Below are 18,039 nucleotides of genomic sequence, written 5' to 3'. Positions count from 1 at the left end.
TATGGCTTTTGCAGCGGAACAACCAGTCCTTTCTCACTCCGAGTTTCGTCCCGTGGGCGAAGTGGAACGCAAAAGCGGTGAGTTCGAAGTCATCTCGGATTATGAACCCGCAGGTGACCAGCCCACTGCCATCCGGGAGCTGGATGAACGCTTATCACGCGGGGAAAGGGATGTGGTGCTACTCGGTGCCACTGGTACCGGTAAGTCCGCCACCGCGGCGTGGTTGATTGAGAAGCAACAGCGCCCCACCTTGGTGATGGCCCCGAATAAAACCTTGGCCGCGCAGCTCGCTAATGAGTTACGCCAACTCTTGCCCAATAACGCGGTGGAGTACTTCGTTAGTTATTACGACTATTACCAACCCGAAGCCTATATCGCGCAAACCGATACTTATATTGAAAAGGACTCCTCCATTAATGAGGATGTGGAGCGCCTGAGGCACTCCGCCACCTCAGCGTTGCTCTCTCGCCGCGACGTGGTGGTGGTTAGCTCCGTGTCTTGTATCTATGGCCTGGGCACCCCGCAGTCTTATTTGGATCGCTCCGTTGTGTTGCGGGTCGGCGAGGAAGTGGAGCGCGATCGTTTCCTCCGCCTGCTGGTGGATATCCAATATGACCGCAATGACATGGCTTTTACCCGCGGCGCTTTCCGCGTTAAGGGCGATACCGTGGACATTATCCCGGCCTATGAGGAACTTGCGGTGCGCGTGGAATTCTTCGGCGATGAGGTGGACTCCCTCTACTACATTCACCCACTGACCGGCGATGTGATCCGCGAGGTCGATGAGCTGAGGATCTTCCCCGCAACGCACTATGTTGCCGGCCCGGAGCGCATGGAAAAAGCGGTTGCCGCCATTAAGGAAGAACTCGCTGACCGCCTCGCATCCCTAGAAAACCGCGGGAAACTCCTGGAAGCCCAGCGCCTTCGGATGCGCACCGAATATGACCTGGAGATGATCCAGCAGGTCGGCTTCTGCTCCGGGATTGAGAACTACTCTCGCCATATTGATGGCCGCGAAGCAGGTTCCGCACCGGCGACCTTGATTGACTATTTCCCCGAAGACTTCCTGCTGATTATTGACGAATCCCACGTCACCGTCCCACAGATAGGCGGCATGTACGAAGGCGATATGTCGCGAAAGCGCAACCTCGTAGAGTTCGGCTTCCGCTTACCCTCCGCGTTGGATAACCGACCCCTGACGTGGGAAGAATTCGAAGACCGCGTCGGTCAAACCGTCTATATGTCCGCCACCCCCGGGGACTATGAGATGGCTGCCGCTGGCGGCGAATACGTGGAACAGGTCATTCGCCCCACTGGGCTATTAGACCCCAAGATTGATGTGCGCCCCACCAAGGGGCAAATCGATGATCTCATTGAGGAGATTCGCCAACGCACGAAGAAGAATGAGCGCGTCTTGGTCACCACCTTGACCAAGAAGATGGCCGAGGATCTCACCGACTACCTGCTAGAAAATGGCGTGAAGGTGCGCTACCTGCACTCCGATATCGACACCCTGCAGCGCGTGGAGCTACTGCGTCAGCTCCGCCTTGGTGAGTTCGATGTGTTGGTGGGCATTAACCTGCTGCGTGAGGGCCTGGATTTGCCGGAGGTGTCCTTGGTGGCGATCCTTGATGCGGATAAGGAAGGCTTCCTGCGTAGTGAACGTTCCTTAATCCAGACAATTGGTCGTGCTGCCCGTAACGTTTCTGGCGAAGTCATAATGTATGCCGATAAAGTCACGGATTCCATGCAATTCGCTTTGGATGAAACCGAACGCCGCCGCGCGAAGCAAATTGCCTATAACAAAGAACATGGGGTGGATCCCCAGCCCTTGCGCAAGAAAATCGCCGATATTCTGGATCAGGTTTATGAGAATAATGGTGAGGGCCGCGGTGGGGAAGAGGTCGTGGCAGCAGGCTTGGGCGACACCAAGGATATGCCCGTTGAGCAGGTCCAAAAGCTCATTGATGATCTTACGGAGCAGATGCGGGCAGCCGCGAAGGAGCTGAAGTTCGAGCTCGCTGGCCGGCTGCGCGATGAGATTATGGACCTCAAAAAGGAATTCCGAGGAATGAAAGAAGCTGGCCTATAAAGTGACGGCCACCACGAGTTTATGAATCTCTTGTGACCGTCACTATTCTTTCTATTCCTGCAATTATCGGTTTATACTCGGGTGCCAGCATTAAGCTACTTGTAGAAAAGAGATGAATACTCTCATGGCCAAATATTCCATGGTCGTGGTAGGTACCGATGGTTCCTTGTCCTCTCTATCCGCGGTGCGCACAGCTGCTGAACTCGCCGCCACCTATGGGGCGGATCTGGGGATCGTCTGCGCCTATTTCCAATCCTCTGGTTCCGTGCTCAGCTCCCCGAAGGCGGAGCATTCGGCCTTCCCGGTGGTCAGTGAGGATACTGCTCGCGAATACCTCGATGAGGCCCGCGGGGTCGCCATCGATGAGGGTTTAGATGACGAGAAGATTGCGCTTTACCCCCGATCGGGTAGCCCAATTGAGGTGTTGGTGGATGCACTACAAGAAACTAATGCTGACCTCTTAGTGGTGGGTAATCGGGGCGTACACTCATTAAGCGGTCGGGTCTTTGGCAATGTCCCCAGTGGGGTGCTGCGCAAAGCCTCGGTGGACGTCATGATCGTTCACACTGATAATGCCCCTCGCTAAAGCCCAAGCGTTGTTACACTGGGACGCGGATAAACCAACTTTTGCTCACCGTGGAAGGTGCTCATGAACGACAACTACAACACGATCGTCGTCGGAACCGACGGCTCAAAGTCTTCAATGCTTGCCGTTGAGCGTGCTGCCCGCATGGCAGCTGCTTTTGATGCCAAGCTCATCATTGGCTGCGCTTATTATGAGAGCAAGGAAGAAGCCTCCACCACGCTTCGCCAGGACTCTGTCACCATCCTTGGCGATGACACCGCACAGAAGAACCTGGCAGCCGCATCTGATCACGCCCGCCAATTCGGCGATATTAAGGTCGAAACCGCGATTCGCCCCGGCACCCCGGTCTCTGCTCTGATGGACATCGTTAATGACACCAAAGCCGACCTCCTGGTCGTCGGTAACCGCGGCATTAACTCCTTAACTGGCCGCCTGCTCGGCTCCGTGCCGGCCGATGTCGCCCGCCAATCCGACTGCGACGTCATGATCGTTCACACCGTGAACTAATCATTCCTCCAATGCGGCGTGCTCCGGTACGCCGCATTTTTCTGTGCACGGGTTTCGCCACGCCCACCCCACCGCAGCCGCCAAGAGCAGCAAAGACACCCCAGCCAAGTAGGGCTGCAGCGGCTGCCAAATCCCGAGCGCCCCAGAACTCCCCAACGCTAAGAGCACAACTTTGTTGCACACCGGGCATGCCACCGCAAAAAGCGCCAAGGAACTACCACCCATCACCGGCGCAATTTTTTCCTGATGCAAGGAGAAATACATTCCGGTCAGAACTGCTGTTGCCAGCAGCACCGGCAGCTCCCAGGGACGCACCGGCACATCGCGGCCGAACATGGGATTCGGAATAATATCCGTGGGAATGCCAATAATCAGCAGCGTTAAAAGGGCAGCGCCGAGTCCCCACCACGGTCGAATTGTTCTCATAGCTCCCCAATGATCGTTAAGGTCCTGGTGGCGCGGGTAATAGCCACATAGAGATCTTGTAATCCCTGCGGGGATGCCTCCACAATTGCCTGTGGATCATCCACAATCACATGGTCAAACTCCAGGCCTTTAATATCGAGAACATTATCCACATTAATGATCTTGACTAGCCTGCCATCATCGAATTCTGCAGCTACCTTCTCTGCATCAGTTCCTAAGGGCAGGTAACGCACGGGCTCGGTTGATCGAATTGCGGTAGCCGGAATGGTCTCCGGATCAATCTGCTTCACCAAGGAATTCGCAACCTCGGTAATTTCCACCGGGGTACGATAATTCACGGTCAAAGTATGGCGCTTAAAACGTTGAGCCACAAAAGGTTCCAAAGTTTCGGACCATGAATCCACTCCTGCCGGGGAACTGGTTTGGGCCGTATCGCCCACCAAAGTCATCCACCGATTCGGGCTTCGACGCATCACCATGCGCCACTCCATGGGGCTAAGTTCCTGCGCCTCATCAACGATAATGTGCCCATACGCCCAGGTGTGGTCTTCGCGGGCACGCTGCGCGGTGCTGCGCTGATCCCGAACTTCCTGGCGGCGCGCCAAGGTTTCGGCATCAATCACGTCATAAGCTTCTAGGATTTCCGCCTCAACCTCATCATCGGAATCGGTGCTGGCCGAACTACTCAAAATATCCAAAGCATCCTGGGCTTCTTCGACTTGAGCCCGCCACGCTTCTTCTTCTTTTCGGCGCAATTCTTCTGGGTCCGGAGCGCCAATTAAGGTCGCTAGTTCATCGAGTAATGCAGCATCACTTGGTGCCCAACCCTCGGCATCACGATATAAAGAGGATTGAGTTTCCTCATCATAATCCCCGGCAACCTCATTAATCAGATCTTCGGAAGCAAAGAATTCTGCTAGGACCTCCAGTGGCTCCAATTCCGGCCAAAAACGGTCCACTAATTCCTCGACCGCAGCTTCTTCAGCTAAGTCATCATGTAATTGGTCAATATCTGCCCGGGAAAGCAGATTGCCGCCAAGTGGGTCCGCCCCAATAATATCGGCCATTTGTAAAGCTAATTGCTCTAAGAATTGTTCCCGAAATAGCGGGCGGGCGGGGTTGTGCGGGCGCCTGGACCTCCTGGCTCGGGTTCGAGCACGCTTAACGAGATCGGCGTCCACCGTCAGGCTAATTCCTTCCACGGTGAGCTCGACCGGGGCTTGAGGCAACGCCTGGTGGTGCTTAACGAGAGTAGCGAGAATGGTTGCCATTTCTGCGGAGCCTTTAATCTCGCGCACTAGGTTGGATTCCTTCAAGGTAGGGCATACCCCAGGGTAAAGCTCACCGATAGTACTTAAGACCACACCTGTCTCCCCGAGCTCGGGAAGCACATGCGAAATATAGTCCAAGAAAGTTCGATTTGGACCGATAATCAACACACCGGTGGCAGCCAGTTGTTCTCGCCAGGTGTAGAGCAGCCATGCGGCGCGGTGCAAGGCGACGGCGGTTTTGCCGGTGCCCGGGCCGCCTTCGACGACCATGACCCTGCGGGTGTTATCGCGGATGACGGCGTCTTGTTCGCGCTGGATGGTTTCCACAATGGAGCTCATATGCCCAGTACGGGCGGCATCCAGGGCCTTGAGCAGCGCGGATTCCCCGGCGACACCGGCATCCGGGATGTTCTCATCCGGAAGTTGGCTTAAGTACTCATCATCTACGCCAACGACTTCGCGGCCTTTGGTGCGGATATGTCGGCGAAGCGTCACACCTTCGGGGCGGGCGGTGGTGGCCAAGTAGAAGGGGCGCGCCATGGGGGCTCGCCAATCCAGCAGCAGGCTGCGGTAGTTTTCTTCGCGCGCGGTCAACCCCATGCGCCCGATATAGCGGCGATCCATCCCGGGTTGGCCGGGGATGGGGTTATCGATATTTTCGGGTTTTTCCGCCACATCGACGCGCCCAAAGACCAATCCCAATTGCGCCAAGTTGAGGCGATCTAGTTTTTCATTAAGGGAGTGGTATTCGGTTTCGCGCTGGACCAGGGCTTCGGCATCCGGGTTGGCGGGGTCTTGGTTGAGCATGACCTCACGCAGCCTTTGGTTGGCACTATCCACGGCATCATCGAGGCGGGCGAAAAGCATATCCACATAGCTTTGTTCTTCGGTGATGCGTGGGTCCATGGTGAAAAGCGCGCTCCTTAGAAATCGAAAGATTAATTTTAGCGTGAGGAAGCGGAAACCCCGCTTCGGAAGAAGCGGGGCGTTCAGAGAGAAAGGCTTAAGGCTTTAGAAATCGAATTTCTTGCTGAGTTTCTTCTGAGCCTTCGCGATGGACTTATCGGCGGTCTTCTGCAGCTTCGCAGCCTTCTTCTTCGCCTTCTTAGCGCGGCGACCGGTCTGCTTCTCAGCATCCTTCAGGGCCTCATCGGCGCGATCCTGTGCCTTGGATGCTGCCTTGACCACGGACTTCTTGGCGGCTTCGGCATTATCCTGGGCGGCGGAAAGCCAGTCGTCCTTATTGTCGGCAACATAGTCCACGGCATCGGAGACCTTGGAGCTGACTACTGCGGCGCCGGTTTGGGCGGCGTCGATCCAATCGTCCTTATTGTCTTCAATAAAGTCACGGGCGGTATCGGCGTACTCATGGACCTTGTCCGAAGCCTCTTCGAACCAGCCCTTGGCGTTATCAGCGATCTTTTCGGTCTCGGAACGCGTCGGCAGGGCTGCCTGCACCTTCTTATTGGCCACGCTGGCGGCATGGCTGGCGCGCCACTTCAGGCCGGGGCGGCCTTCATTATCGACAGAGGTAATGGCTAGGCCACCGAGCAGTGCAATATCGGTGAGGAAGCCGGAACGGCGAGCAGCCTTTTCATTGGCATCCTGGGTCTCCCAGAAAGCGTGGCGAGCCAGGATGGTGGGGACGGTGGCGACTGCCAGGGTGGTGGCAGAAAGGCGCGGGAAGCGACCGATTGCCAGCATGGAGCCTGCGCCCACCTTCGCGCCGCCGATAGCCTTGGTTACGGCAGTGGGATCCTTGGGGATCTTGCGGGCGTACTTACGGGGCAGGAAGCCTCGCAGACGCTTCAAGATGGTCTCGGTGCCTTCGACATGGTCGGGGGCGTTCATAAGGGTGTCGGCACCGTCAGCAATATAGACGGAGGCGAGCATTGGGCGGGCAAGCTTGCGGATCATAAAATCGCACTCCTAAAAAGCACTCTTAAGCACTGCATGACTGCCCAAAGCTAGGGCGCAGGCCCTAGCAGGGGGTACCCATTCAGCCTTAGTGATGAATCATTGGGTTCTTCTGCAAGGTAATTCTAGCGAGTTCAGCGCGGGGCTGCAGCGGAGCTACCAGCGGCGGTCCCACCACTGCTTCAAATGTGGCCTTTCTGCCCCCAAAGTGGTGTCCGCACCATGTCCCGGATGAATGATAGTTTCATCGGGATAGCAATCAAAGATCTTCGAGGTCACATCTTTATAGAGGCGGATAAAATCACCCTCGGATTCGGTCTTACCTAAACCACCGGGGAAGAGGCTATCACCTACAAAGAGGTGCTTATCGCGGTTAATCGTGGCTTCGATGCAGAGCCCGCCGGGGGTATGGCCACGTAACACCCGAACCGGAAGCTTATGTCCGGCAAATTCCAAAATATCCCCATCTTGGAGCTCATTATCAACAGGTGCCGGCAGGGCAGGGCTATCGAGATAAGAGGCGTGGTGGGTAGCACCAGTGGAATCAAGGACCTGTTCCAAGGCCCTCACGTGATCCCAATGTCGGTGAGTGGTGACCACATCGGTGATGCGCACCCCTTTACTCATCGCCTGGGAAAGCAATGTGGGAGCATCATCGGCGGCATCAATGAGTAGAGCCTGATCTCCGGCGCAGAGTAGATAGCAATTATTGTCCATTCCCGAGACCGTGATGACGGAGAGCGTCAAAGGTGCGGGTTCTTGAGTGTTCTCTTCAGTCATGCCTTATACCTTACGCAAGGGTCAATAATTGGTCAGGGTGAATGCTCGCTGATATGTTCGAAGTGCTTCGCTTGGGAAGATAAAGTAGTCCCCGCGCGTTGGTACTGGCTGTAGAACACTGTCTCAATCCAGGAGGATTCTCACACTGTGGCTGATCGCCTCATCGTTCGCGGTGCTCGCGAACATAACCTCAAAGGCATCAATATTGAGCTCCCGCGGGACTCGCTGGCTGTCTTCACCGGGCTTTCGGGTTCCGGTAAATCCTCTTTGGCTTTTGACACCATCTTCGCGGAAGGTCAACGCCGCTATGTGGAATCCTTAAGCTCCTATGCCCGCCAATTCCTTGGGCAGATGGATAAACCGGATGTGGACTTCATTGAAGGTTTATCCCCGGCAGTGTCCATCGACCAGAAATCCACCAACCGCAACCCACGGTCCACCGTCGGCACGATTACTGAAATCTATGACTACCTGCGCCTGCTCTATTCTCGCGCAGGTACCGCGCACTGCCCGGTATGTGATGCCCCCATTGAGCGCCAAACCCCACAACAAATTGTGGATCGCGTGCTCAGCATGGAAGAGGGGCTAAAGTTCCAGGTTCTTGCCCCGGTGGTGCGCACCCGTAAAGGCGAGTTTGTTGATCTTTTTGAGGATCTTGCCTCCCAGGGTTATGCCCGCGTGCGCGTTGATGGCAAGGTCCATCGCCTCAGCGACCCACCAAAGCTAGAAAAGCAGGTCAAGCACGATATTGATGTGGTGGTTGACCGCCTGCAGGTCAAGCCCAGTCAAAAACAACGCCTGACCGACTCCATTGAGACCGCTCTGCGCCTGGCCGATGGGGTAGTGGTGGTTGAGTTCGTGGATCTGGCTGAGGATGACCCGCAACGCACCCGACGTTTCTCGGAAAAAGTCTCTTGCCCGAATGGGCACCATATTGACCTAGATGAATTAGAGCCGCGCGCTTTTTCCTTCAACTCTCCCTATGGTGCGTGCCCGGAATGTGATGGCCTGGGTACTCGCACCGAAGTTGATGATGAGCTTTTGGTGCCGGACCCTGATGCCCCGGTGATTAAAGCTATTCAACCTTGGGCTACCAGCCCGAACCACCGGTATTTCCAAAAGCTAGTCACCGCTTTGGCCAATGCCATGGACTTTGATCCGAAGGCACCTTATTCTTCGCTCAACGCCGCCCAACGCAAAGCTTTGTTGCGTGGCAGTTCTGAAGAAGTGACGGTTCGCTATAAGAACCGTTATGGCCGTATGCGGCAGTGGACGGCGCCTTTTGAAGGTGTGCATGCTTATCTCAAGCGCAAGCTGGATGAATCGGATTCGGAGCACCAAAAAGAACGTCTCTTGGCTTATACCCGGGAAGTGCCCTGTACGACCTGTGGTGGTACGCGCCTGCGCCCGGAGATCTTGGCGGTGCGGCTGGCTGCCGAAGGGTTCGAAGAATTATCGATTGCCGGCTTGACGGCCTTATCTATTGAAGATGCCTCGCGTTTTCTTGATGGCCTGATCTTAGGTGCCCGCGAGAAAATGATCGCCGGGGCGGTGCTCAAGGAAGTCCAAGCTCGCCTGCACTTCCTCATCGATGTGGGCTTGACCTACCTCACCTTGGATCGCAGCGCGGGAACGCTTTCTGGTGGGGAAGCTCAGCGTATCCGCTTGGCTACCCAGATTGGTTCCGGTCTAGCTGGGGTGCTTTATGTGTTGGACGAACCCTCGATTGGTTTGCACCAGCGCGATAACCAGCGGCTCATTGGTACCTTGGAGCGTCTCCGCGATATCGGCAACACCTTGATTGTGGTGGAGCACGACGAGGACACCATTAGGGCAGCGGATTGGCTGATTGATATTGGCCCACGCGCTGGTGAGTTCGGTGGGGAAGTGGTGTACATGGGTGATCCCAAGGGCATTACTTCCTGCGAAGAGTCCCTAACCGGTGCGTATTTGGCTGGGCGCCGGGTATTGGGTGTGCCGGAACGTCGGCGCGAGATTGATCGCGAACGCATGCTGAAGGTAGTGGGCGCACGCGAAAATAACCTCAAAAATATTGACGTCACTATCCCCTTGGGTGTGCTGTGCTGCATTACCGGCGTATCTGGTTCCGGTAAATCCACGCTGATTAATCAGATCTTGGCGAAGGTGCTGTCCAATAACCTCAACCGCGCACGCCAGGTGCCGGGGCGCGCACAACGCGTCGAGGGTATGGAGCACTTGGATAAGCTCGTGCAGGTTGATCAATCTCCGATTGGTCGCACCCCACGCTCGAATCCGGCTACCTACACCGGTGTCTTCGATAAGATCCGGAATCTTTTTGCGGAAACCACCGAAGCGAAGGTTCGGGGCTATAAGGCTGGACGCTTCTCCTTCAATGTGAAAGGTGGTCGCTGCGAGGCATGCCGTGGCGATGGCACCATCAAGATTGAGATGAACTTCCTGCCGGATGTTTATGTGCCCTGCGAAGTGTGCAATGGCCAACGCTATAACCGGGAAACCCTTGAGGTTCGCTATAAGGGCAAGAACATCGCCGAGGTCTTGGATATGCCGATCTCTGAGGCAGCGGAGTTCTTCGCCCCGATAACCTCCATTGCTCGTTACCTCAACACCCTGGTGGATGTTGGTTTGGGTTATGTGCGCCTTGGCCAATCGGCCACGACGCTTTCCGGTGGTGAGGCGCAGCGCGTGAAGCTGGCCTCTGAGCTGCAGAAACGCTCGAATGGCCGGACCGTTTATATTTTGGATGAACCCACGACTGGCCTGCACTTTGAAGATATCCGGAAGCTCATGTTGGTTATTCAAGGGCTGGTAGACAAGGGGAACTCGGTATTGGTGATTGAGCACAACCTGGATGTCATTAAGGCCGCGGACTGGGTGATTGACATGGGCCCAGAGGGTGGCTCTGGTGGTGGCACGGTGGTTGCTGAGGGGACTCCGGAGGACATCGCTGCGGTTGCTGACTCTTATACCGGCCAATTCCTCAAGCCGATGTTGGAAGGAAAAGAGGCAACCACAAAGAAAGCTGAAAAATCTAAAGGGTAGGGAATCGCGCTTTAAACCTGGAAGCTAAAAGAGTTGCAGGTCACTGTCTGGAGACTTGCGAGTTTGTGGAGGCAATGGAACCCTTACAGTTGTGAACTATAACGCGGTTGATCCCTTTGATGTGCCCGAAGAAAGATCGAGTAATGGGCCACTCATTGTTGTGGTGGTACTTCTGCTCGTGCTTGTCGGGCTTTTAGGCGTGTGGCTTTATTCCACCTTCCGTGGTTCGGATCAACCCGAAGTGACGGCTGCGCCGACTACGGTGACCTCCACCAAGGCTTCGCACACCCCGCTTAAGGATGTGCCCACCACGGTGACCTTGACGACGACGGCCTCTCCGACGAAGGAGAGCAGTACGTCGAGTGCCCCTGAAAGTACTAAGCCCACGTCGGGAGGTCGTGATCTAGTTCCAGAAATCCCTAGTTCCGCTACTAACTGCGGCAACCTGCGGCACCTCGGGGTGACCTATTGGGCCGGCACCGAATTCACGAGCTGTGAATTCGCCACCGAGGTGACTAAGGGCTTGGTCGCGAAATTGGGAGACGACCCGGACTCTCCCCAAGTCGGCGTTGTTGTTCCGGCGCGGAGCCCAGTTACCGGTGAGCGCTACGTGATGCGTTGTAAGGGCGAGAAGCAGAAGTGGGTGTGCACCGGCGGTAACGACGCTGCCGTCTACGTGCGCGCCATGCGTTAATCCCCCTTAGCGGGGGGAGGGGACGCTCCTGCAAATTCAGTAAATTATTAAATCTCCGGACCCTATCTTAAAGATTCTCTAGAAATTCTGCAGAATTGCTATATTTCTTCAATTAAGCGGCAGTTCTGGCTATAACCACTGGTTCGATGGTCTTTTTCATGAGATTCTTTAGAGGTGACTACTCCTCAATCTGATCCTTTTGGTGCTCCGATAAATGCACCGAAAACATCTAAAAGTCCTGCAATCATTGCGGGCATCCTACTTTTGGTGTTGATCCTCGCTGGCGGATATTGGCTATTTTTCCTCCGCGACTCAGACGAAGCGACTAATACGGCGAACGTAGCCTCGGATAGCCCTGTGGCCAGCACCGAGTCCGAAAGCCCAGCTGCTGAGCCCGCAAGCTCGACTGTTGGGCCTGAGATCGTAACAGAGACAGTAACGAGCACGGTCGTAGCGGAGTACACGGGTTCGCTAAAAGGTAAACTCCGCCCAGCGCAGCCGTGGTTTGAGCCGCTTCCTCCACTGCCTGAGTACCCGGGATCTAAGTTCTGCAGTATTCGTAAAACCACCGCGAGGTATGCGGGTAACGAGAACACTGATTGTCAACTCGCAGAACGCATTGACCTTATGTTGGATTCCGCTCTTCGCGGAGGTATTTTCCAGGAAGAATCCCTCGGCCGCTACCACGGTGACCTCGAGTACTTGCCCGAACCGGATTCACACACCACTGTGGCGTTTGAGTGCGCGGGCACGCTGGGGGAGCGATTCGTTTGTGAATCCGATTCCGGTTACCTAGTGATCACTGAAGTCGCTCCGAGGGACCGCATAGTCCCCTTTGAGCTACTCAGGCCCTAATAGCTCCGATTCAAGAGGACTTACCAATGACTAATCCCTATGAGCCTCAGGCTCCCAAAAAATCCAGTGCTCTTCCAGCTATTGTCGGCGTGCTCGTTGTCCTCGCGTTGGTGGCAGGCGGGTACTGGTGGTTCAGCAAGGACACCGCGGATAACCCGCAGGCAGCGGGTGCTAGCGAGTCGATGAGTCAAACTGTTCAAGATAAGGAAACAGCGGCTCCTGTCTCAACGACCACTGTTACCGAGCTGACTACAGTTACCGCGGAGCCAGACCCCAATGACCCGGATCTGACGAGGACGACGCTCCCAGAAGATGCCATTAGCTGTGGTGACGGTGACCAGATGAGCATTTTCGTTGCTGCCGGTAAAGACTGTGCCTCCCCGATGTATCTCCTCAATGAAGAGGGCGCCCTGAGTGACCTGGTTTTCCCGAAATATGAGAATCAGCCGATTATTCCGGTTTCCAGCCGTTATGACGCAGAACTACAACTCGATTGCTATCAAATCAGCCCCCGGCTGTTCCGATGCGTTGGCGACCGTGGCGAAGACTTCTATGTCAAAACTCGAGGACTTGGGTTTTAAAGGGAGAACATGAGCACCTATTCCGATCCTTACGGTTCGCCCCTGCCCGCTGCGAAGAAATCCGTCTCGCCAATTCTCGTAGTTGTGCTGGTACTCCTGCTGCTCGCCGCGGCCGGAGGATTCTGGTTCTTTGCAAAGAGTGGAAAACTAGGTGGGTTGTCGATCGGCCAAGAACCGCAGAAAGTTGTTTCTGCTGCCGCCGCACAGCCGGATGGTTCGCTAGTCGGGAAAGTCAAACCCGATCAGCCCTGGTTCGGAGAACAACAACCCAAGCTGGAGAGCTTCAGTCATTATGAGGCAAACTTTTGTGGTGCCCAAGATGGCTGGCTGATTTTCTTGAGTGATGAGCACTATTCCTGTGATTACGCCAGGGCTGCTGCGGTGGCTATAGAAGAGACCTATCTTGCGGGCGATTTCGACAATAACACCAAGGAGTCGACGTCGGCGGTCCGCAATTTTCCGTACCCCCCGGGGAGTGAGAAACGCGGCGGCTACATCTGCTCGTATTACGAGGATCACCGTGACTGCAGTTTATCCGCACAGACCAGGCTGGTTATTGAAAGAGCGCCCGACGCTTATCTCATTGACCCACCGGCAGCTGGTTCTAGCCAAAGTTAGGAGCAAGAATGGGTAATCCTCGTAGCGGCCGTTCAGCAAATATCGTGCCTATTATTGCACTCCTCGTTGTGGTGTTGGTCCTCGGCGCGGCTATCTTCATGTGGTGGGCAAAGGATAATTCCAGCACAACCCCCAAGGCAAGCACTCACGCTAGCGAGAGTGCAGCGGCTTTGACGACGATTCCGCTTGAGTCATCGAAGGTTGAAGAAGACCTCCACAGGACCACGATTCCCGAAGATGGCGTGGAATGCGCTTCCGCTAATGGGGTCATGTTGGTGAGTGTGGGCGGTCAGCCTTGCCAGGAAATCAATGTGTTTGTTGAGAAAGTTTCTGAGGAAGCGCAAGCACATCCTCGCGACCCAAAGATCTACGTGACCGAAAATGTTCCGGACGTGAAAGGGGTGGACGGGCGCCCGCTTATCTTGGAATGCTATCGACTCAACCCTCGTGATTGGCGTTGCGTTGGGCCCAATGGTGAAGACTTCTATGCCAAGTGGTTATAGACCCACCTAGAGCGCGCCCCCAAAAAGGAAATAAAAGACCGTAGTATCCCCGGACACCCTCCCTATTTAGGGTGGGTGTTTGCGCTTGTAACTGAAGACTATCCAGCGATATTGCTGAGATAACAATCAAATAAGCATAAGTAGTTAATAAAATACATCCCCACCGGATGTAAAAGGCATTATCGGGCTGCTTACCTGCTGGTTTAAGACCCTGTGTTATGAGATCTTTAAGTAGTGACGAATTCGCCGAATGATCCTTTCTATATACCGCAACCCAAAAAGAAGAAAGAAGCTCCAGTAGTTGTTGGGGTGCTTTTAGGCTTGCTTCTTTTAGGTGCTGCAGGTTGGTTCATTTACTCCGAAGGGATCAGCATCCCAGAGCGGTCGGCTTCTCATGAGACAACAAGTCGTACCCAGCCACAGGTGACTACTGCGTCTGAAACAGTCATCCCTTCGCCCAGCACAGTCACGGACACCTCTGCCGCAGAAGCTTCAGCAGAGACCATTACGGAAACCACTACGTTCACTGAAACCGCGATACCTAGCCTGCTTTCGGAAGCAGCTCCGGGTGAACCACTTATTGGCAAAGTTCATCCCGCACAACCTTGGTTCGAGCCTCTACATCTGGCAGGTGGTCCACCAGCGGCGCATAGTTGTGGAATCCGAGAAACAAACGCTGTTTTCGCCGGCAATCAGAGCACTTCCTGCTTCTTCGCTCGGCGGACCGCCATGCTTTTCTCCAAGGCTCTCAGGGAGGGAATCCTTGGGTCCAATAGCGAGGGTTTAATTGCGGGCTCATTGTCTGTTCCTGGAGACCTTGCTGACCAAGGCCTCATAGCAATGAGCTGCCAAGAATCATCAGGGGGCAGATCTACCTGCTCTTCGGCGGACCAGAGCTTTCTCGTATTCATCGAAAAAGCACCAGATAGCCACATCATTGACTTGCCCTAGGCACTGAACCTCAGCAGCACCACCAGGAAAACTCCCATGGATAATTCTTATCAGCAGCCAAAACGGTCTCGCGTGTTACCAGCGCTTGCCATTATCGCTTGGATTCTTGTCCTCGGCGCCGCAGCGGCACTGTGGTGGTTCCGCAATCAGCCGGATTCCGTGCCGCCGGACGCAACCGCTGAGGTAGGCAGTACTTCGACAGAACAACGCACAGGTGCCGCACTTACAGAACAACCGCGCACCAATGCATCCACCCCGCGTAGTTCTGAGGTATCGCCGGCAGAAGTAACCACGACTGTCAGCGAGACGACCACTATCACCCCGATTTCAGCTTCCGCTGGAAGCGATTTATCCCGCACTTCGGTACCCGAAGACGCAGAAGCATGTGCCTCCGATGGTGTCATCCTTCTCCTCACTAAAGGACCACACCAGGGCTGTAGGGAAATCAATCGCTTCCTTCCCCCAATTAGCCACACGATCTTCCCTTACCTGTACAGAGACCCGATGGTGAATGTCTCCACTGATGGGGGTCTCAGTCTTGCGTTGGAGTGCTATCGGATTAGTCCAACCGAATGGCGTTGCGTGGGAAACAACGGAGAGGATTTTTATGCACGCGCTGTCGGCAGGCCATAAAAAGCGGGGTAGAAGCACGCAACCGTCACGTGCAGCAGAACTAAACGATCCCGAGCTCTCATCCCGGGATTCGAGCATCGCTCCCATGCGGCGTGTCCGTTGAATTAAGCCCCGGACAACCAAAAAATTTTTCCTAGAGAACACACACTGCATCAAGCTAAGGAGAAAACAATATGCCTACTCCGAAGAACTCGCCCGTCTATGACCCGTTCGAACTTCCGGGCGGGCAACCTCAAAAGAAGAAAAGAAACCACAACGTCCTAAGCCTCGTCGCACTATTACTGGCCTGTGTGGTTGCGGCCGGCCTCTGGCTTTATTGGGACCGCTCCACACCTAGCGAAAATCTTGCTGTGTCTCAGCCCCCGAGCAGCGCCGAGGCCAGCCCGCAGCAGAATATCCACGAGGATTGGCTACAAACCGCTGGCGATAGCGAGTACCAGCACGTAACCGGCAATAACTACTACCGCTGCGGCCATGATGAGCTTTGGGAATTTTATGTGCATGCAAACTTCGGTGGTTGTGGTTTCGCGAAGGTGGTAGGAGCTGAGCTGCAAAAACATGTACCACTTTCAGAACCGACTCATGACATCGAGAAAATCGACATTAGCGTCCTCGACGCATTCTCGAATGAATACGTCGATCTGACCTGTAGGCCAATGGACATAAGCACATCATTTACTTGTGAAGGGGAAACTAAAATGGCGATGCACTTCATCTTTGACGGTCTTGCTAGCTAGTCATCCTCTTGCCCAAACCCGAAGAAACTGAGATGGTAGGGGAGTGAGCGAACAACCTGCTAAGTCCCCGACCAACCCCGTCGAACCCGCAATCGAGCCGGCGGATCACTTCGTCGGCGATAAGGACACCACCTCTTCTATGGTTTTAGTGGTGGTCGCCATTGTGACGGTCCTGGTGCTTGCCGCCGGCATCGCGCTCTGGCTGTTCGCCACCGCAGGCTAAGCCCATCCGGCTAACCCCAGCAGGCACACCGCTGCGCCTCCAGCGAACATGATTTGCTGCTGGCAATGCATCACTGCTAGGGTTATGCCCACTACCGCCCGAAGCTTGTGAGAGCTTGGGCCACAAGAGGAGATCATCCCACCTCATGCCGCCGCTTATAGCGGTTGGACACAGGTCATTGCATTGTGTAGTCACGGTAGCCTTAACAGTTACCACCCTGACTACTCACCTTTGTAGTGTGATCTCCCGTGTACCTCAGCAGAGGGCACGGGATTTTTCATTGTGATACTCCGCATTGTGGCTCGGTATGTACATTCTTGCCCTGCTATTTTAGGAGTCCACATCAGCGCTGAAGCTCGCATTAATGAGCGCATCCGAGTCCCCGAGGTCCGCTTAGTCGGCCCCGGTGGGGAGCAGGTGGGCATCGTCCGCACCGACGACGCTCGCAAGCTTGCCTATGACGCCGATCTTGATCTTGTCGAGGTTGCTCCGAACGCCAAACCCCCGGTCTGCAAGATCATGGATTATGGCAAGTTCAAGTATGAACAGGCCCAAAAGGCTCGTGAGTCGCGCAAGAACCAGCAGCAAACCGTGGTCAAGGAGCAGAAGCTGCGTCCGAAGATCGATGACCACGACTACGAGACCAAGAAGGGGAACGTTGTTCGTTTCCTCGAAAAGGGCTCCAAGGTCAAGGTGACCATCATGTTCCGCGGCCGTGAACAATCGCGTCCGGAACTTGGATTCCGTCTCCTCGATCGTCTTGCTCAGGATGTCGCCGAATACGGCGTTGTGGAAACCAAGCCGAAGCAGGATGGTCGCAATATGACGATGGTGCTAGGACCAGTCCGCAAGGGCAAGAAATAATAACCGCCAGTTTTATTACAGGGATTTGAAGGACAAGATCTCATGAAGCAGAAAACCCACAAGGGTACCGCCAAGCGTGTGAAGATCACCGGCTCCGGGAAGCTGCGTCGCGAACAAGCGAATCGTCGCCACCTGCTCGAGGGCAAGCCCTCCACCCGCACTCGCCGTCTGAAGGGCACCGTCGATGTGTCCAAGGCTGACACCAAGCGTGTCAAGCGCCTGCTGGGCAAGGCCTAAAAAATATTTTTAGGGCTCTAGTCCCTCACCCTTTACAACACACCCGAAGCCTTTATTCGTTTTAAGGAAGTATTACCGTGGCACGAGTTAAGCGGTCAGTAAACGCCAAGAAGAAGCGTCGCGCAATTCTGAAGTCCGCCAAGGGCTACCGCGGCCAGCGCTCCCGCCTCTACCGCAAGGCCAAGGAGCAGTGGCTGCACTCCATGACTTACTCCTACCGGGACCGCCGTGCCCGCAAGAGTGAGTTCCGCAAGCTGTGGATTACCCGCATCAACGCTGCTGCGCGTATGAACGACATCACCTACAACCGCCTGATCCAGGGCCTGCGTCTCGCCGGCATCGAGGTGGATCGCAAGATCCTCGCCGAACTCGCCGTCAACGACTTCGCTGCTTTCTCGGCCATCTGCAAGGCTGCTAAGGCTGCTCTGCCGGAGGACGTCAACGCTCCGAAGGCTGCTTAAGCTTCACCTAGATAGCGCCCCAACATTCATCCCAGAATGTTGCGGCGCTTTTCTTTTTGCT

General features: G+C 55.1%; 18 protein-coding genes. 13 read left to right on the top strand and 5 right to left on the bottom strand.

What is annotated here, in order from left to right:
• Position 1: 1 nt before the first annotated feature.
• From uvrB to BMZ01_RS05115, 3 genes are all read left to right on the top strand, one after another.
• Complete coding sequence (uvrB, locus tag BMZ01_RS05125; RefSeq protein WP_092285387.1) at positions 2-2,092, top strand: excinuclease ABC subunit UvrB; 2,091 nt, start codon at positions 2-4, stop codon at positions 2,090-2,092.
• A 112-nt stretch (positions 2,093-2,204) separates the two neighbouring features.
• Positions 2,205-2,678 carry a universal stress protein gene (locus tag BMZ01_RS05120; RefSeq protein ID WP_223845815.1) on the top strand — a complete coding sequence of 158 codons (474 nt, stop codon included), beginning with the start codon at positions 2,205-2,207 and terminating at the stop codon, positions 2,676-2,678.
• Between the two features lie 63 nt (positions 2,679-2,741).
• Complete coding sequence (locus BMZ01_RS05115) at positions 2,742-3,185, top strand: universal stress protein (protein ID WP_092285134.1); 444 nt, start codon at positions 2,742-2,744, stop codon at positions 3,183-3,185.
• On the opposite strand, the gene BMZ01_RS05110 is transcribed toward BMZ01_RS05115, so the two are convergent.
• The 4 genes from BMZ01_RS05110 to BMZ01_RS05095 form a co-directional block, all read right to left on the bottom strand.
• Positions 3,186-3,611, bottom strand: a complete 426-nt coding sequence (locus tag BMZ01_RS05110; protein ID WP_092285132.1) for a hypothetical protein — start codon at positions 3,609-3,611, stop codon at positions 3,186-3,188.
• The gene (locus BMZ01_RS05105) at positions 3,608-5,788 is read right to left on the bottom strand and encodes a HelD family protein (RefSeq protein WP_092285130.1); all 2,181 of its coding nucleotides are present in this window, start codon (positions 5,786-5,788) and stop codon (positions 3,608-3,610) included. The genes BMZ01_RS05110 and BMZ01_RS05105 overlap by 4 nt, the downstream gene beginning before the upstream one ends.
• 105 nt (positions 5,789-5,893) lie before the next feature.
• Complete coding sequence (locus tag BMZ01_RS05100) at positions 5,894-6,799, bottom strand: DoxX family protein (protein WP_092285128.1); 906 nt, start codon at positions 6,797-6,799, stop codon at positions 5,894-5,896.
• A gap of 156 nt (positions 6,800-6,955) precedes the next feature.
• Positions 6,956-7,579 (bottom strand): MBL fold metallo-hydrolase, encoded by a 624-nt coding sequence (locus BMZ01_RS05095; protein ID WP_223845814.1) that lies wholly within the window; start codon positions 7,577-7,579, stop codon positions 6,956-6,958.
• 147 nt (positions 7,580-7,726) lie between these two features.
• Between BMZ01_RS05095 and uvrA the strand changes: the two genes are divergently transcribed.
• The 5 genes from uvrA to BMZ01_RS05065 all read left to right on the top strand — a co-directional run bounded on the left by uvrA (position 7,727) and on the right by BMZ01_RS05065 (position 13,872).
• Positions 7,727-10,621, top strand: coding sequence for an excinuclease ABC subunit UvrA (gene uvrA / locus BMZ01_RS05090; protein WP_092285126.1), 2,895 nt, complete (start codon positions 7,727-7,729; stop codon positions 10,619-10,621).
• Positions 10,622-10,712: 91 nt separating this feature from the next.
• Positions 10,713-11,315 carry a hypothetical protein gene (locus BMZ01_RS05085; protein ID WP_092285124.1) on the top strand — a complete coding sequence of 201 codons (603 nt, stop codon included), beginning with the start codon at positions 10,713-10,715 and terminating at the stop codon, positions 11,313-11,315.
• Between the two features lie 881 nt (positions 11,316-12,196).
• Positions 12,197-12,751, top strand: a complete 555-nt coding sequence (locus tag BMZ01_RS05075; RefSeq protein WP_092285120.1) for a hypothetical protein — start codon at positions 12,197-12,199, stop codon at positions 12,749-12,751.
• 9 nt (positions 12,752-12,760) lie between these two features.
• Positions 12,761-13,369: a hypothetical protein gene (locus tag BMZ01_RS05070; protein WP_092285118.1), complete on the top strand. Its 609-nt coding sequence runs from the start codon at positions 12,761-12,763 to the stop codon at positions 13,367-13,369.
• An 8-nt stretch (positions 13,370-13,377) separates the two neighbouring features.
• Positions 13,378-13,872: a hypothetical protein gene (locus BMZ01_RS05065; RefSeq protein WP_092285116.1), complete on the top strand. Its 495-nt coding sequence runs from the start codon at positions 13,378-13,380 to the stop codon at positions 13,870-13,872.
• A gap of 1,097 nt (positions 13,873-14,969) precedes the next feature.
• Here the strand turns inward: BMZ01_RS05065 and BMZ01_RS11015 are convergent.
• The gene (locus BMZ01_RS11015; RefSeq protein ID WP_143067452.1) at positions 14,970-15,227 is read right to left on the bottom strand and encodes a hypothetical protein; all 258 of its coding nucleotides are present in this window, start codon (positions 15,225-15,227) and stop codon (positions 14,970-14,972) included.
• Positions 15,228-15,629: 402 nt separating this feature from the next.
• Between BMZ01_RS11015 and BMZ01_RS05050 the strand changes: the two genes are divergently transcribed.
• From BMZ01_RS05050 to rplT, 5 genes are all read left to right on the top strand, one after another.
• The gene (locus BMZ01_RS05050) at positions 15,630-16,193 is read left to right on the top strand and encodes a hypothetical protein (protein ID WP_092285110.1); all 564 of its coding nucleotides are present in this window, start codon (positions 15,630-15,632) and stop codon (positions 16,191-16,193) included.
• A 43-nt stretch (positions 16,194-16,236) separates the two neighbouring features.
• Positions 16,237-16,416, top strand: a complete 180-nt coding sequence (locus BMZ01_RS05045) for a hypothetical protein (protein ID WP_092285108.1) — start codon at positions 16,237-16,239, stop codon at positions 16,414-16,416.
• A 297-nt stretch (positions 16,417-16,713) separates the two neighbouring features.
• Entirely contained in the window at positions 16,714-17,280 is a 567-nt protein-coding gene (infC, locus tag BMZ01_RS05040; RefSeq protein ID WP_223845813.1) for a translation initiation factor IF-3, read from the top strand.
• Between the two features lie 42 nt (positions 17,281-17,322).
• Entirely contained in the window at positions 17,323-17,517 is a 195-nt protein-coding gene (rpmI, locus tag BMZ01_RS05035; RefSeq protein ID WP_092285106.1) for a 50S ribosomal protein L35, read from the top strand.
• A gap of 77 nt (positions 17,518-17,594) precedes the next feature.
• Entirely contained in the window at positions 17,595-17,978 is a 384-nt protein-coding gene (gene rplT / locus BMZ01_RS05030; protein WP_092285104.1) for a 50S ribosomal protein L20, read from the top strand.
• Positions 17,979-18,039 lie beyond the last annotated feature (61 nt).

Origin of the sequence: Corynebacterium spheniscorum (genome assembly GCF_900113445.1) — a bacterium.
Taxonomy (GTDB): domain Bacteria; phylum Actinomycetota; class Actinomycetes; order Mycobacteriales; family Mycobacteriaceae; genus Corynebacterium; species Corynebacterium spheniscorum.
This window is presented reverse-complemented; position numbering and strand designations above follow the sequence as displayed.